Source organism: Streptomyces sp. NPDC041968, assembly GCF_055589025.1.
Window position 1 is genome coordinate 115,767 of record NZ_JBVJCB010000003.1, and the last position, 14,716, is coordinate 130,482.

Sequence of the window (14,716 nt, forward strand, 5' to 3'; positions counted from 1 at the left end):
TGCCTCCGGTGGCACGTCTACCCGCGCGCGGTGGCACCATGACGCGGTGACCCACGCACGCGCACGACAGCACCGGACTCAGGTCGTCGCCCACCGGGGAGCCTCCGAGGAGGCCCCCGAGCACACCCTGGCCGCGTACCGGAAAGCGATCGAGGACGGCGCGGACGCCCTGGAGTGCGATGTCCGCCTGACCGCCGACGGCCACCTGGTCTGCGTCCACGACTGGCGGGTCAACCGTACGTCCAACGGCCGCGGCGCGGTCTCGGCGCTGGAGCTCGCCGACCTGACCGCCCTGGACTTCGGCGCCCGCAGGACCAGGGAGTTCTGGCGCACGCGTGACGAGCAACCCGACTGGGAGCACCGGCCCGAGGACCGGGAGGAGACCTCCGTACTGACCCTGGAGCGCCTGCTTCAGCTGGTGTCCGACGCGGGGCGTCGGGTGGAGCTGGCCATCGAGACCAAGCACCCCACGCGCTGGGCGGGGCAGGTGGAGGAGCGGCTGCTGCTGCTCCTGAAGCGGTTCGGGCTCGACGCCCCGGCCTCGGCCGCGGAGTCCCCGGTACGCGTGATGAGTTTCTCGGCGCGCTCGCTGCACCGGGTGCGGGCGGCGTCGCCGACGCTGCCGACGGTCTATCTGATGCAGTTCGTCTCGCCCCGGTTGCGGGACGGACGGCTGCCCTCCGGTGTCCGGATCGCGGGCCCCTCGATCCGCATCGTGCGCAACCACCCCACTTACATCGAGCGCCTGAAACGAGCCGGCCACCAGGTGCACGTATGGACGGTGAACGACCCCGCCGACGTGGATCTCTGCCTCGACCTGGGCGTGGACGCCATCATCACCAACCGGCCCCGGGCCGTACGCGACCACCTCGGCCGCTGATTCGTCCGCACACCTTGACCCCGGCGGGCCGGTTGCCGCATTCTCCGGTCTCGGCCACACCGACGAAATCCAGCCATGCGGTTACGGGGAGTGCTCCGGCGCGTTCGGTACGTGTTCGACCGTGTCGAATGCGTCACTGCACGAGGAGCGGCCGGTTTCCGGTCCAGGCCAGAAGGGCATCCACACCGTGGCGTGGGGCGAAGGAGGTCTCGGGGGTGGCGTTGGTGGTGGCACAGGAGGTGCCCACGTCGTCGAGCATGGCCGTTCCTCATGGCCCTGCGGGCGTGGGGAAAGCGAGACACCGCATGCGGGCGCAGCTGCGCGGCGGCGGTGTGGCGGAATCGGTCATCGACGATGCCGTACTGGTCCTTTCGGAACTGTTGAGCAACGCGTGCAAGCACGGCCGGCCACTGGGCGGCGCCCTGGCCGGGGACGGTGACGTCCGTGCCGCGTGGCAGGTGGACGCGGGCGGCCGGCTCGTCGTGGAGGTCACGGACGGCGGCGGTCCGACCCGCCCGGTGCCGGCGACCCCCTCGATCACGGCACACGGCGGCCGCGGGCTGAACATCATCACCGCGCTCGCCGACGACTGGGGTGTGCGGGACGACGCCTGCGGAGAGGTCACCGTCTGGGTCGTCGTCCACGACGACGTGCACGACCGGGACGCCGCGCACCGCCGCGACGACTTCGCCACCCGCATCTCGGCGCCCGCGGTCTCCGAGATGCCCGGCCTGGACTTCGCCGACGCCTTCGACGACCTCGGCTGACCCTCCCGTCCCGGCGCGAGCCGACCCGTGGGCTCGCGCCGGGACCCGAGGGGATCGGGAGGAAACACCCGGAGCGGCGGGAGCGGGGGAGGCACGGAGCGGATCGCCGCGCACGGGCACCTGGGACCCCCGGCCCGGTCACAGGCCCCGCGGCCGCCCCGGACGCCGGTCGTCCGCAGGGAGACCCGTTGTCCACAGGGCCCCGTCGGCCACGGTGTGAACGGCTAGGCTCGCGCCGTACGGATTGAGCCGCAACCGGGAGACACCCACGATGGCCAAGAAGCGACCCCAGACGAAGGCCAAGCGGCCGCAGCTCACCGACGGAGAGATCCCGGTCGTCGGCGCCCGCGAGCCCTGCCCCTGCGGCAGCGGCCGCCGCTACAAGGCCTGCCACGGCCGGGCCGCCGCGCACGCCACGACCGAGCTGGTGCAGCGCCCGTTCGAAGGACTGCCCGGCGAGTGCGACTGGGTGGCCCTGCGTGAGCTGGTGCCGGCGGCCACGGTCGAGCTGACCCTGAAGGAGGGCCTCCCCGAAGGCGTCCCCTCCGTCACCCTGGCCACGGTGCTGCCGATGGCCTGGCCGGCCCTGCGCCGCGACGACGGCACCGTCCTCCTCGGCCTGCAGAACGACACGGCGTCGGGGGACATCAGCCGCGACCTCGCCGACACCCTCCAGCAGGCGCTGACCTCCGCGCCGGGCTCCCCGGTGCAGGGCCGCCGCGCGCCGGCCGACGGTCCGCGGCTGCAGGACCTGCTCGCCCCCGAGGGGTCGTTCGAGCCGACGGTGCACTCGGGCTTCGAGTTCTGGGTCCCGGACGCGGAGAACGCCACGCCGGAGGTGGCCGCCTCCCTGGAGCGGGCCAACGCCGCGGCCATCCCGACCGTCCGGTTGCAGAGCGTGGACGCCGCCTACTGGTGCGAGACGCCGGAGAAGAACCACCTTCGCTGGGTCATGCCCCACGAGGAGGAGCACCTTCTGGACGCGCTCGCCCGACTGCACGCGGCCGGCCGGTCCTCCCTGGGCGAGGGCACCCGGCTCGTCGGCTCCTTCCGTGCGCACGGGCTCACGGTCCCGGTGTGGGACCTGCCGAGCGATGTCACCGCGCAGGACGTCGAGAAGCCGGCGGCGGAGTTCGGCGAGCGGCTCGCCGAGGCCCTGGGCACGGACGCCCCGCTCACGCCCGACGAGCGCCGGGCACGGGGCGGCCTGACCAACCGGCAGGTCACCCTCAGCTGACGCCCCGTCACGGAGGCCGATCCGGCTGACCGACCGGTCAGCCGGAGTCCCGGTCGGGGAATGCGTGACTCCAGTCACAACTCCCGGTGGGGACAAGCCAGTACGTGACCGGAAAACAAGAGATCGAATTTGCTAACCGCCGATCTCTTGTTACCGTTCGAGTAGCCCGGTTGCTGGTGCATCCCCCGTCGCCAGCAACCGGGTCTTTCCATGCGCCCGGTCGCGCACGCACCGCAGTCGCCTCTCAACTCCCCGTTCTCGTAAGGGAGTCGGCCGCTCCGGCTTCCTCGGCCCTGGCGCCACGCCCTCCGTCGCCACGCCGCCCGGCCGCTCCCGCCACCCCGGCCGCTGCCGTCGCCGAGCCGCCCCCGCCGCTCCGGACCCACAGTCCTCATCCGCCCGCCCTCGGTGCGCCCGGATCACCGTCGCCGCTCAGTCGCCCCCACCACCACCGACACGCTCGCCGCCTCGGACCCAACCGCTCAGTCCCCGCCGCCTCGGACGCCAGCGCCTCAGACCAACCGCCTCAGCCCCCGCCGCCCCATGCCCCGTCGGCCCGGTGCTCGTCGGCGGCCCGGTGACTCCCGTTGCTCCCGGTACGCAGCAGCAGCGGCCCGTACCCGGCCCGGCCCGCGAACTCGGCGACCGCCGTGTACTCCGCCGGCCCGCCCCGGAGCGGCTCCCGGGGCGTCTCGCAGGTGCCGGGCTCGTCCTCGGCACCCACCGCGCAACGCATCCGCACACTCCGCCCCTCGGGCCCCATGAGGCTCAGCAAGGACTCCAGCGGGCCGCCGGTCGCGTTGCGGTAGTAGGTCCGCGCCCAGGTCTGAGACCCCTGGGTGAGGACACAGGTCTGCGCTTCGACGCCCTCGGGCGAGGTGAGCGCGGGACCGCAGCGCACCGCGGTGGCCGGCCCGGGCGGCAGCGCGGAACGGACGGGTCCGGCCTGCGACGGGACGTGGCCCGCTCCTGAGAGCACCTTGCCGTCACCGCCCTGCGGGAGGATGCGCACCGTCGGCGGGTCGCTCAGACCCTCCTCCCTGCCCCCCGGAGGCCCCGCGGACGCCACCGCGAACGGCAGCACGACCGCGGCCACCGCGACGGCGACGAGCCCGTACAGCCGGACCCGCCGACGATCCGGCCCGCCGCGGTCCGGACTGCGGCGGCACGACCCCGCGCGGCGCGACCCGGCGGCGCGGTGCTTCCCAGCATGAAGCGGCATGGGCGGACGATAACGACCACGGACGGGCGCGGACCCCCCGCGCGCCGGACACCCCTACAACTCGGGCGCGCTCACACCCGTACGAGTGAGGGCGTCGACCGCCGCGTCCACCACTGCCTCGACGTCGGGCACCCAGGGCGAGGCGGAACCGGGCAGCGGAGCCCGCTCCCAGCGGACGGCGCCCCGGCCCGACTCGGACGGCGGCAGCGCGAGATAGCCGCCCTCGCCGTGGAACCGCAGGGAACCGGGGACGAAGTCCTTGGCGTAGAGCAGCTCGCCCAGCTGCTCCATGGTGTACGGCCTGACCAGCAGCGACCAGCGTGTGGGCGAGGCGACGACCGGGCCGAGCCGGAGACCTGCGCGGTCGAGCGCGGCCAGCGCGTGGGCGGCCGGCAGCGCGGGCAGGGAGACCGCGCACGGAGCACCGCCCCCGGTCGCCATGACGATCGGCGCGGCGGGCCGGTTGCTCCACCACCAGCGCACCATGCGCGCGTCGGTGGTGGCCGCGAGGAGGCCCGGGTCGAAGGGATGGGCGCCGGGCACCGTGCACTCCGGTTCGGGGCAGCCGCAGCGCGAGGGCGCCTGCGGGTCCGCCGCCACGCCCGGGAGCACGGGCCACTGCCATTGCGTCGCGTAGGTCAGGGCCGCGCCGATCAGCTCAGGCCGTCCGTCGTCGTGCCGGGACAGGAGCCTGCGTCGCCTTCCGAGGATCTCGCGCATGAGCGCTCGTTCCTTTCCGTTGCACGCCTGGCAACACCGTGGTCACATCACCATGTGTCGATCTCTTCGCTGTGCGTAGCTGGTGGCGCATCACACCCCCGCCTGAGGCAAGGGGAACCCCTCTGGGCCGAGCACTGACTGCGTCTGCGGCGGTTCCGTCCACACTGCGTCCATCACAAGCATGGGCGTGGCGCGGGGGTGGCGAAGTCTGGCGTATTGCCGTCCCGAGTATTTCTCTCCGCCTCCACCACGGGAGGATGGGGCACGGTCGTCGGTGGATAGGACGCCCGGGTCCACCGCCAGGTTCCGGGCGGTCCCCAACCACCCCTGGCCTTCTCCGAGTACGTACCCATCACGACCGCTGTGACGCTCCGTGAAGCACCCCCAGTCGACCGCAACAAGCCGTCCTCCGGGGCAGTTTCAAGCCAATTTCGCATTTACGCAAGAGGCCGGGAAGGAAGCCGCCCAGACCGCACGGACACCAGGAATCCCGGCAGGACAATGCTGGACATCTCCTTACGAGTGCGTGTACATGTGGAGACACTGCTGGCGGCGCAGAATGACATGGGGGTTTGCGATGCTTTTGAGCAGTAAGCGCCGGTCGGGAGGCCGGACGCCATGAACGCCCCGCACCCTGCGAAAGTGGCCGGAATCGATTCAGCGGTTCCGTCCCCCGCACACACTGTCGCGTCCGCCGCGCCGGCCACCGCTCCGGACATCACGGACGCCACGGACGCCGCGGACGCCGCGGACGGTGAGGACGCCCCCGCGGCCACGGACACCGGTGTCGCGCTCTGCGCCCCCGGCACCCTGCTCCAGGACCGGCTGGCCGGCTGGGTCTCGGACCTCACGACCCTGCACGAGCTGACCGAGCGCCTGGTCCGCACGGACTCCCTCGCGGAAGGCCTCCAGGAAGTGCTGCGCGCCGGTGCCGCCCTGGTGGGCGCCCGGCGCGGTCTCGTCGTCCTGGAACCGGCCGACGGCCTCGGCCCGGACACCACCGTCGGCCTCGGGCTGGCCCGCGCCGACCTCGGGCAGATCGAGACCGTGCCCCGCAGCTCCCTGTCGTACGGGCGGATCCTCGACGGACTGCCGGTCGGCGAGGGCGGGATCGCCGAGCCCGACCTGTTCGCCGAGAAGGGGCTCGATCCGCGCCACCGCGAGGTCGCCGCCCGTCTCGGTTACGCCGCCAGCTACACGCTGCCGTTGGCCGCCGAGGGCACCGGGCGCCTCGGCGCCGCCGTATGGCTCTACGACGAGCCCGCCGAACCGGGCGAGCGGCCCCGCCACCTCGCCGGCCTCTACGTCCGGTACGCCACCCAGCACCTGGCCCGCCTCCTGGAGGTGGAGCGCACGCGCGCGTCCATGGCGACGATGTCCGAGGAGCTGCTGCCGTCCCGCCTGCCGCGGGTGGCCGGCGTCCAGCTCGCCGCGCGCCACCGCACCGGACCGCGGGGCGGCGGCGACTGGTACGACGCGCTGCCGCTGCCCGACGCCGCGCTCGGCCTCGCCGTCGGGTCCGTCACCGGCTCCGGGCCCAGCGCGGTCGCCGCGATGGGCCGGCTGCGCGCCTCCCTGCGGGCGTACGCCGTGATGGAGGGCGAGGACCCCGTCGCCGTCCTGTCCGACCTGGAGCTGCTGCTGCGGCTCACCGAGCCCGCCCGCTCCGCCACCGCCCTGTTCGGCTACTGCGAACCCGCGCTGCGCCGGATCACCCTGGCCGGCGCCGGCCACAGCCCGCCGCTGCTGATCGGGGAGCGGCGCACGGAGTTCGTCGAGACGTCCGTCTCCGCGCCGCTCGGCATGCTCGCCTGCTGGGAGGCGCCGAGCGTGGAGCTCCAGGTCGACCCGGGTGAGACGGTTCTGCTGTACACCGACGGGCTGCTGCACCGCACCGGCGACCCGGCCGACCGCGCCTTCGCCCGGCTGCACGCGGCGGCGGCCGGTGTCCCCCGCGCGGAGCGCTGTGATCCGGCCGCGGTCGCCGAGCACGTGCTGCGCGCGATGCTGCCGGACGGGAAGGGCGAGGAGGACTCCGAGGAGGACGTGGTCCTGCTGGCGGTCAGGTTCGAATAACGGACATCGGCGCCCGTCCCGTCACCCATAGCGGACGTCCGCGCCTGCGCGTAACGGGCCCTTCGGCCCTGGGCCCCCTTCCGTACGACCGTACGATGGGGGGTGGTCCAGTGCCGTATCAAGGAGGATGACCGTGGCGGAGGAGCTCAACCCGGAGATCTCGGAGAACCCGCAGACCCCGGAGGCCGCGCTCGAGGACGCCGCTGACGCGGCCCGCGACGAGCCGGTCAAGCAGCGCAAGAACGGCCTGTACCCGGGCGTGTCCGACGAGCTGGCCGAGAACATGAAGTCCGGCTGGGCCGACACGGAACTGCGCGACCTGGAGCCGATCCCCCAGGCCGCCGAGACCGCCGCCCGCCGCGCCGCCCTGTCCGCCCGCTTCCCGGGTGAGCGCCTGGTGATCCCCGCCGGCAACCTGAAGACCCGCTCGAACGACACGGAGTACTCCTTCCGCGCCTCGGTCGAGTACGCCTACCTCACCGGCAACCAGACCGAGGACGGCGTCCTGGTCCTGGAGCCCGAGGGCGACGGCCACACCGCGACGGTCTACCTCCTGCCGCGCTCCGACCGCGAGAACGGCGAGTTCTGGCTGGACGGCCAGGGCGAGCTGTGGGTCGGCCGCCGCCACTCCCTCACCGAGGCCGAGAAGCGGTACGGCATCCCCGCCTCCGACGTCCGCGAGCTGGCCGGCTCGCTCCGCGAGGCCACCGGACCGGTGCGCGTCGTGCGCGGGTACGACGCCGGCGTCGAGGCGGCGCTGACCGACAAGGTCACCGCCGAGCGCGACGAGGAACTGCGCGTCTTCCTCTCCGAGGCCCGCCTGGTCAAGGACGAGTTCGAGATCGGCGAGCTGCAGAAGGCCGTCGACTCCACCGTGCGCGGCTTCGAGGACGTCGTGAAGGTCCTCGACAAGGCCGAGGCGACCAGCGAGCGCTACATCGAGGGCACCTTCTTCCTCCGCGCGCGCGTGGAGGGCAACGACGTCGGCTACGGCTCGATCTGCGCCGCCGGCCCGCACGCCTGCACCCTGCACTGGGTCCGCAACGACGGCCCGGTCCGCTCCGGCGACCTGCTGCTGCTCGACGCGGGCGTGGAGACGCACACGTACTACACCGCGGACATCACCCGCACGCTGCCGATCAACGGCCGCTACAGCGAGCTCCAGAAGAAGATCTACGACGCGGTGTACGACGCCCAGGAGGCCGGCATCGCGGCCGTGAAGCCGGGCGCCAAGTACCGCGACTTCCACGACGCGTCCCAGCGCGTGCTGGCCGAGCGGCTCGTCGAGTGGGGTCTGGTCGAAGGCCCCGTCGAGCGGGTGCTGGAGCTGGGCCTGCAGCGCCGCTGGACGCTGCACGGCACCGGGCACATGCTCGGCATGGACGTCCACGACTGCGCCGCCGCGCGCGTGGAGTCCTACGTCGACGGCACGCTGGAGCCCGGCATGGTGCTCACCGTCGAGCCGGGCCTGTACTTCCAGGCCGACGACCTGACCGTGCCCGAGGAGTACCGGGGCATCGGCGTGCGCATCGAGGACGACATCCTCGTCACCGCGGACGGCAACCGGAACCTGTCCGCCGGGCTGCCGCGCCGCTCGGACGAGGTCGAGGCGTGGATGGCGGCCCTGTAGGGCTGACCTTCGCTGCGACGGCCGGGCACCGCACCAGGTGCCCGGCCGTCGTCATGTTCGTCATGTTCGTCATGCCTCGTCATGTCCGCGGAGGCACTCGCGTGGTCACACCGCCACCAGCGGAGCGTCCGCGCGCCACTTGAGGACCTTGTCGAAGCTCACCACTGCGCCCGCCCGGCCGGGCGCGCTGCCGATGTGGACGTGGTCGGCGAGTTCCCGGATGAGGCACAGGCCGCGGCCGTGCTCGGCGTCGGCGGACACCGGGCGGGCCGCTCCGTGCGACCGGCCCGGGGCGGCCGCGGGAAACCCCGGGCCCGTGTCGGCGACCTCGATGCGACAGCGTTCGCCGTCGAGGTAGGCCGTGACGCGGTACGCCTCCGACGGGCCGCCGCCGGGGCCGACGTCCCCGCCGTGCTCCACGGCGTTGGCGCAGGCCTCGCTCAGCGCCACGGAGAGGTCGAAGGAGATGTCGGGGTCGACGCCCGCAGTCTCCATGGTGCCGATCAGCAGGCGGCGGGCCAGGGGCACGCTCGCAGCCTCGCGCCGCAAATGGAGTGACCACCAGATGCTCATGCTCCAGCCTCCCGGCCGCGGCTCGACATACCGTTACGTATTGCCCCCGGTGCCCCTGCGTAAGCGCGCAGAGCGTATGAGACCGCCCATATGGCGGATGTGACCCCGTCGCCGATCGGTGTATGTGGGGCGGCTCGCACCAGAGAGTGATCTTCCGGTCGTACGGCATCTTGTGGACCTGCCGTACGCCGCCAGGGGTGCCAGTGCGATGATGAGCCCGCCATGACTGCCCCCCACCCGCCAACGGCGCGCTCCGGGAACACGACCCGGGTCCTGCGGGCCGCGGTGTTCGCCGCGGTCTGCGTCGTGCTGGCCGCGGCGGGGCACACACTCGCCTCCTGCGCCACGGTTCCGTCGTGGTCGCTGGGCGTGGGATTCCTCGGGGCGGTCGTGGTCGCCGCGCCCCTGGCCGGGCGGCGGCGCTCGCTGCCCTGCATCGTGGTGCTGCTCACCGTCGGCCAGACGGCACTGCACCTCCTGTTCGGACTGGGCCAGCACGGCACCACGGCGAACACGACGTCCGGCACGGCCGTCGGGACCGCCGGCGGACCGGACGCGCTGTCCACCGGCGGAGCGGGCGCACTGGCCGACGCCTCACTCGTCGAGCAGGCCGCACGGCTGGTCTGCGGAACCACCGCGGCGGCGATCTCACCGGCCCAGGCCCAGCGGATCCTCAGCGACGCGCGGATCGCCCCGAGCACCGGCGCCCACGCCGAAGCCGCGCACCACCCCGCCGACCTCCTGTCGACCACGGGCTCCTCGGCCTCTCTGGTGCCCTCGCTGCCGATGCTGCTCGGCCACGTGCTCGCGGCCCTGGCCGCCGGCTGGCTACTGCGGCGCGGGGACCTGGCCCTGGCCCGGCTCGTGGAACTCTCCACGCACTCGGCCCACTCGGTGGCCGAGGCGGCGCTCGTCCGCGGCCTGCGCGCGGCTCTCTCCCTGGTGCGCGCCCTGCACGCCGGGCTGGCCGGCAGCCCCGGCGCCGGGCCCCGGCTGCCGCGCTCCGCGCTGCCGGCGCCGCCGCGGCCGCACACCACCGCACTCCAGCACACGGTGACCCGGCGCGGCCCGCCCGGCGACGCGTTCCTCCTCGCCGCCTGACACGACGCGACCACCGCTCCGTTCCGGCCCCTCGGCCCCTGCCCACCGGCTCCGCCCGTCGGCAAGCGACCGTCGGCCGGCCCGTCGGCCATGTCCCTCGGCCTGCCCAACGGTTCACGACCGCCGGTTCCGACCGCCGGTCCCCGACCGCCGGCTGCGCCCTCGGCCCTGACCGCCGGCCCGCCCCTCGGCCGGAGCGTGGAGGGCCGCCGTCGTGCGGCACGCGCGCGTGCGCGCACCCCTCCCGTCATCCTCCGTCACCGGTTCAGCACCGATGACCCACTCGAAGCGGAGTGTTCCGTCCATGAAGGCTTCTCGTATCGCCGCCGCCGGCGCCCTCTCCGGCATCGCCGTCCTCGCCCTGTCCGCCCCGGCCTTCGCGCACGTCAGCGTGCAGCCGGAGGGCGCGGCCGCCAAGGGCGGCTACGCGACCGTGAACTTCAAGGTCCCCAACGAGCGCGACAACGCCTCCACCACCAAGCTGGAGGTCAACTTCCCCGCCGACCACCCGCTGGCGTCCGTGATGCCGCAGCCGGTGCCCGGCTGGAAGGCCGAGGTCACCAAGTCCAAGCTGGACAAGCCGCTGGAGTCGCACGGCAGGCAGCTGACCGAGGTCGTCAGCAAGGTCACCTGGACCGCCGAGGGCGAGGGCGTCGAGCCCGGCTACTTCCAGAAGTTCCCGGTCTCCCTCGGCGCGCTGCCCGAGGACGCCGACGAGCTGGTGTTCAAGGCGATCCAGACGTACTCCAACAAGGAGGTCGTGCGCTGGATCGAGGTTCCGCAGGAGGGCCAGGAGGAGCCCGAGGCCCCGGCGCCGGTGCTCAAGCTGTCCGCCGCCGAGGACGACGCCCACGGCGCGTCGGGCGCCAAGGCCGACGACAACACCGAGGCCGCCGCCCAGAACACCGCCGCCGACACCGCCTCCGACTCCGGTTCGGGTGACAGCAGCGACACCACCGCCCGGGTCCTCGGCGTCGTCGGCATCGTCGTCGGTGCCGCGGGCGTCGCCTACGGCGTGCTGGCCGGCCGCCGCCGCAACACCGGCGCCTCGGCGTAACGACGCCCACGCCGGTGCGTCGGCCCGAAAACGCCGGCGCATCCTCTCGTCCGGTGCGCGCCGGGTACCCTCCGCCAGTACGGCGGACCCCCGGCGCGCATCGGAGCACCTCACATCTGGGACATTTCTCTATGCGCAAGACAACGTTCGCCGCGGCCGCCCTGCTCGCCGCCACCGCCCTCACCCTGTCCGGCTGCGGCAGCGGCTCCGACAGTGACAAGCCCGTCACCATGGTCTCCGAGGAGACCGGCCGGCAGGCCGCCACCGTCCTCGACAAGCCCTTCGAGAAGCCGGATCTGGTCCTCACCGACACCCGGGGCAAGAAGTACGACCTCCGCGAGCAGACCGCCGGCGCGCCCACCCTGGTCTACTTCGGCTACACGCACTGCCCCGACGTCTGCCCCCTGACCATGAACAACATCGCCGTGGCCAAGAAGCAGCTGCCCCAGGCCGAGCAGGACAAGCTCCGCGTCGTGTTCGTCACCACCGACCCGGAACGCGACACCCCGGCCGCCCTCGGCGAGTGGCTCAAGGGCATCGATCCGCAGATCGTCGGTCTCACCGGCGACTTCGCCACCATCCAGGCCGGCGCCCGCACCCTCGGCATCTCCATCGACCCACCGACCAAGGACAAGGACGGCAAGGTCGTCTCCACGCACGGCACCCAGGTCGTCGCGTTCTCCCCGAAGTCCGACGCGGGCTACGTCCTCTACGGCGAGGACGCCGGCGTCGAGGACTACACCGCGGACCTCCCCAAGCTCGTCAAGGGGGAGAAGCCGTGAGGGGCCGGCCCGCTCTCGCCGCCGCGACGGTGATCGGCGCCCTGGTCCTCGCGGGCTGCGGCGGGTCGGACTCCTCGGACTCCGGGGCCGAGCTCTCCGTCGGCGCCGCCTACATACCGCGGCCGGTCTCCGCCTCGATGGCGGCGGGCTTCCTCACCGTCACCAACAAGGGCGACTCCGGCGACGAACTGACCTCCGTGACCAGCGACGCCGGTGACGTCACCGTGCACGAGACCGTCGACGGGACGATGAAGGAGGTCGACCGCCTCCCGATCCCCGCCCACGGACGGCTGGTGCTCGAGAGCGGCGGCAACCATCTGATGTTCGAGAACCTGAAGCGCCAGCCCGAGGAGGGACAGACGGTCTCCGTCGAGCTGCGCTTCGCCCACTCCGACCCCGTCACGGTCGAGCTGCCCGTGAAGGCGGCCACCTACCGGCCCGGCGCCGATCACTCCGGACACTGAGGGAGGGACCACCTTGACGCAGACCATCGCCCCACGCGTCCGGACCCTGGTGCTGCTGCTCCTGGCCGCGGCCTGCGCGCTGCTCGCCGGCGCCGGTCCGGCCTCCGCACACGCCGCGCTGACCGGCAGCGACCCCCGGCAGGGGGCGGTGGTCGACAAGGCACCGGCCCATGTGTCGGTCACCTTCTCCGAGTCGGTCTCCATGGACGACGACTCGCTGCGCGTCTTCGACCCCCAGGGCAAGCGCGTCGACGACGGCGGTCCGTCCGGCACGGGCGGCACGACGTACACGGTGAAACTGCACGCCGGGCTGCCCGACGGCACGTACACCGTGACCTACCAGGTCGTCTCCGCCGACAGCCATCCCGTCGCCGGCGCCTACACCTTCTCCATCGGCGCCCCGTCCGAGACCTCCGTCTCGGTCTACGGCACGGAGGCCGGCGGCGGGGTGGTCGGCTGGCTGTACGGCATCGGGCGGTACGTGTCCTACGCCGGGTTCACCGTGCTGGTGGGCGGTGCCGCCTTCGTCCTCGCCTGCTGGTCGCGGGGGTCGGGGGTACGGGTGGTGCAGCGGCTGGTGGTCGCCGGGTGGCTCGCGTTGACCGCCGCCACCCTGCTGCTGCTCCTGCTGCGCGGTTCGTACACCGGCTCCGGGAAGGTCGGCGACGTCTTCGACCTGAGCCTGCTCGGCGAGGTGCTGCAGACCAAGACCGGCGCCTCACTGGTCTCCCGGCTGCTGCTGCTCGCGGCGGCCGCGCTGTTCGTCGCCGTGCTCTTCGGTGCCTACGACAAGCGGGAGGACGAGGAGAAGCGGGACCTCACCTTCGGGCTCGCGGTGGGCGGGGCGGTCGTGGCGGCGGGCCTCGCGGCCACCTGGGCGATGTCCGAGCACGCCTCCGTCGGCCTCCAGGCCGGACTCGCCATGCCCGTCGACGTCGTCCACCTGCTCGCCGTCGCCGCGTGGCTCGGCGGGCTCACCACCCTGCTCGTCGCCCTGTACCGGGCGCCCGCGGACACCCCGGTCCCCGCCTCGGCCGTACGCCGGTTCTCGCGCGTCGCCTTCAGTAGCGTGGTCGCGCTGGTGGCGACGGGCACCTACCAGTCATGGCGTCAGCTGGGCTCGTGGACGGCCTTCACCGACACGCGGTACGGGCAGCTGCTCCTCCTCAAGATCGGGCTCGTGGCCGTGCTGGTGGGCATCGCCTCCTTCTCGCGCCGGTGGACGGCGCGGCTGGCGGGGGCGGCGCCCGCGGTGGTCCGTCAGCGGGAGAAGGAGCGGGTCGGGGCGTCCACCGGCCGCACGACCGACAAGGCGCGGGCCTCCGGAACGGCATCCGGGGCGTCGAAGACCGGCGAGACGGCGTCCGCGCTGTCGACGACCGCCAAGACGTCCGCCCGGTCCTCGAAGACGGCCGAGCAGGCATCCGGGACACCGAAGGACGCCGAGCAGCCGGCCGCGGCGCCGAAGAGCAGCGGGAAGACGTCGGGGACGTCGGGGACGTCGGGGACGTCGAAGGGGTCCCCCGAGACGTCCGGGCCGGCGAACGGCTCCCAGAAGACGCCCGAGACGGCCAACGGCTCCCAGAAGACGTCCGGGACGTCGAAGGGACCGGGTTCCTCACAACGTGCCGCCCAGCTGGCGCGGCAGCGTGCGGCCGTGGACGCCGCCCGGCAGAAGCGGCAGCGGGATGCCGATCCGGACCGCTTCGGACTGCGGCGCTCCGTACTCGCCGAGGCGGGCGTCGCCGTCGTCCTGCTCGTCGTGACCACCATCCTCACCCAGACCGAGCCGGGCAGGACCGAGCAGGAAGCCGCGGCCGCCGGCACCGCCTCCTCCACCTCCGTACCGGTCCCCTCCACCGGAGCGGTGACCCTGGACATGCCCTTCGACACCGGCAGCCGGAACGGCAAGGGCGTCGTGCGCGTCGAACTCGACCCCGCGCGCGTGGGCGCCAACGACCTGCACCTCTACGTCGAGCGGTCGAACGGCAGCGCCTTCGACGTCCCCGAGGTGAAGATCGCCTTCACTCTGAAGGACAAGGGTGTCGGGCCCCTGCCCGTAGCCCCCGACCACATCACCACCGGACACTGGTCGGCGAGCGGAGTGCAAGTTCCGATGGCCGGCGACTGGGAGGTCGCCGTCACCGTACGGACCTCCGACATCGACCAGGTGACCGTCTCCAAGAACGCGCAGATCGGCTGAACCG

Annotated in this window: 14 protein-coding genes; 10 read left to right on the forward strand and 4 right to left on the reverse strand. The window is 73.2% G+C overall.

Translation table 11 applies throughout. The features are described 5' to 3' along the window. Window positions 1-46: 46 nt before the first annotated feature. Window positions 47-880 carry a glycerophosphodiester phosphodiesterase gene (locus ACZ6EG_RS08650; protein WP_391971704.1) on the forward strand — a complete coding sequence of 278 codons (834 nt, stop codon included), beginning with the start codon at window positions 47-49 and terminating at the stop codon, window positions 878-880. Window positions 881-1,013: 133 nt separating this feature from the next. On the opposite strand, the gene ACZ6EG_RS08655 is transcribed toward ACZ6EG_RS08650, so the two are convergent. Then, window positions 1,014-1,139, reverse strand: a complete 126-nt coding sequence (locus ACZ6EG_RS08655) for a hypothetical protein (RefSeq protein ID WP_356603015.1) — start codon at window positions 1,137-1,139, stop codon at window positions 1,014-1,016. Here ACZ6EG_RS08655 and ACZ6EG_RS08660 point away from each other — a divergent pair. Continuing rightward, window positions 1,096-1,647 carry an ATP-binding protein gene (locus tag ACZ6EG_RS08660; protein WP_356602766.1) on the forward strand — a complete coding sequence of 184 codons (552 nt, stop codon included), beginning with the start codon at window positions 1,096-1,098 and terminating at the stop codon, window positions 1,645-1,647. The genes ACZ6EG_RS08655 and ACZ6EG_RS08660 overlap by 44 nt on opposite strands. A 271-nt stretch (window positions 1,648-1,918) precedes the next feature. Then, complete coding sequence (locus ACZ6EG_RS08665; protein ID WP_391971705.1) at window positions 1,919-2,884, forward strand: DUF5926 family protein; 966 nt, start codon at window positions 1,919-1,921, stop codon at window positions 2,882-2,884. Window positions 2,885-3,410: 526 nt separating this feature from the next. Here the strand turns inward: ACZ6EG_RS08665 and ACZ6EG_RS08670 are convergent. Together ACZ6EG_RS08670 and ACZ6EG_RS08675 are read right to left on the reverse strand one after the other, a co-directional pair. Beyond that, the gene (locus ACZ6EG_RS08670; RefSeq protein ID WP_469602826.1) at window positions 3,411-4,106 is read right to left on the reverse strand and encodes a hypothetical protein; all 696 of its coding nucleotides are present in this window, start codon (window positions 4,104-4,106) and stop codon (window positions 3,411-3,413) included. A 54-nt stretch (window positions 4,107-4,160) separates the two neighbouring features. Further along, complete coding sequence (locus ACZ6EG_RS08675; RefSeq protein ID WP_469602829.1) at window positions 4,161-4,826, reverse strand: bifunctional DNA primase/polymerase; 666 nt, start codon at window positions 4,824-4,826, stop codon at window positions 4,161-4,163. 618 nt (window positions 4,827-5,444) lie between these two features. Here ACZ6EG_RS08675 and ACZ6EG_RS08680 point away from each other — a divergent pair. Next, window positions 5,445-6,902 carry a PP2C family protein-serine/threonine phosphatase gene (locus ACZ6EG_RS08680; protein WP_469602832.1) on the forward strand — a complete coding sequence of 486 codons (1,458 nt, stop codon included), beginning with the start codon at window positions 5,445-5,447 and terminating at the stop codon, window positions 6,900-6,902. A gap of 133 nt (window positions 6,903-7,035) precedes the next feature. Next, window positions 7,036-8,532, forward strand: a complete 1,497-nt coding sequence (locus ACZ6EG_RS08685; RefSeq protein ID WP_469602835.1) for an aminopeptidase P family protein — start codon at window positions 7,036-7,038, stop codon at window positions 8,530-8,532. Between the two features lie 105 nt (window positions 8,533-8,637). On the opposite strand, the gene ACZ6EG_RS08690 is transcribed toward ACZ6EG_RS08685, so the two are convergent. Beyond that, complete coding sequence (locus tag ACZ6EG_RS08690; RefSeq protein ID WP_391971710.1) at window positions 8,638-9,105, reverse strand: ATP-binding protein; 468 nt, start codon at window positions 9,103-9,105, stop codon at window positions 8,638-8,640. Between the two features lie 222 nt (window positions 9,106-9,327). Here ACZ6EG_RS08690 and ACZ6EG_RS08695 point away from each other — a divergent pair, with 222 nt between their 5' ends. The 5 genes from ACZ6EG_RS08695 to ACZ6EG_RS08715 all read left to right on the forward strand — a co-directional run bounded on the left by ACZ6EG_RS08695 (window position 9,328) and on the right by ACZ6EG_RS08715 (window position 14,712). After that, window positions 9,328-10,206, forward strand: coding sequence for a hypothetical protein (locus ACZ6EG_RS08695; protein ID WP_469602839.1), 879 nt, complete (start codon window positions 9,328-9,330; stop codon window positions 10,204-10,206). Window positions 10,207-10,510: 304 nt separating this feature from the next. Then, window positions 10,511-11,263: a YcnI family copper-binding membrane protein gene (locus ACZ6EG_RS08700; RefSeq protein ID WP_391971712.1), complete on the forward strand. Its 753-nt coding sequence runs from the start codon at window positions 10,511-10,513 to the stop codon at window positions 11,261-11,263. A 131-nt stretch (window positions 11,264-11,394) separates the two neighbouring features. Next, window positions 11,395-12,045, forward strand: a complete 651-nt coding sequence (locus tag ACZ6EG_RS08705; RefSeq protein WP_391971713.1) for an SCO family protein — start codon at window positions 11,395-11,397, stop codon at window positions 12,043-12,045. After that, complete coding sequence (locus ACZ6EG_RS08710) at window positions 12,042-12,509, forward strand: copper chaperone PCu(A)C (RefSeq protein ID WP_469602844.1); 468 nt, start codon at window positions 12,042-12,044, stop codon at window positions 12,507-12,509. The genes ACZ6EG_RS08705 and ACZ6EG_RS08710 overlap by 4 nt, the downstream gene beginning before the upstream one ends. 13 nt (window positions 12,510-12,522) lie before the next feature. After that, the gene (locus ACZ6EG_RS08715) at window positions 12,523-14,712 is read left to right on the forward strand and encodes a copper resistance CopC/CopD family protein (protein WP_469602846.1); all 2,190 of its coding nucleotides are present in this window, start codon (window positions 12,523-12,525) and stop codon (window positions 14,710-14,712) included. Window positions 14,713-14,716 lie beyond the last annotated feature (4 nt).

Excerpts from the sequence above, each read along its gene's own strand:
- ACZ6EG_RS08695 (WP_469602839.1), top strand. The coding sequence starts at position 9,328 with ATGACTGCCCCCCACCCGCCAACGGCGCGCTCCGGGAACACGACCCGG.
- ACZ6EG_RS08700 (WP_391971712.1), top strand. The coding sequence starts at position 10,511 with ATGAAGGCTTCTCGTATCGCCGCCGCCGGCGCCCTCTCCGGCATCGCC.
- ACZ6EG_RS08655 (WP_356603015.1), bottom strand. The coding sequence starts at position 1,139 with ATGCTCGACGACGTGGGCACCTCCTGTGCCACCACCAACGCCACCCCC.
- ACZ6EG_RS08670 (WP_469602826.1), bottom strand. The coding sequence starts at position 4,106 with ATGCCGCTTCATGCTGGGAAGCACCGCGCCGCCGGGTCGCGCCGCGCG.
- ACZ6EG_RS08680 (WP_469602832.1), top strand. The coding sequence starts at position 5,445 with ATGAACGCCCCGCACCCTGCGAAAGTGGCCGGAATCGATTCAGCGGTT.
- ACZ6EG_RS08705 (WP_391971713.1), top strand. The coding sequence starts at position 11,395 with ATGCGCAAGACAACGTTCGCCGCGGCCGCCCTGCTCGCCGCCACCGCC.
- ACZ6EG_RS08690 (WP_391971710.1), bottom strand. The coding sequence starts at position 9,105 with ATGAGCATCTGGTGGTCACTCCATTTGCGGCGCGAGGCTGCGAGCGTG.
- ACZ6EG_RS08675 (WP_469602829.1), bottom strand. The coding sequence starts at position 4,826 with ATGCGCGAGATCCTCGGAAGGCGACGCAGGCTCCTGTCCCGGCACGAC.
- ACZ6EG_RS08665 (WP_391971705.1), top strand. The coding sequence starts at position 1,919 with ATGGCCAAGAAGCGACCCCAGACGAAGGCCAAGCGGCCGCAGCTCACC.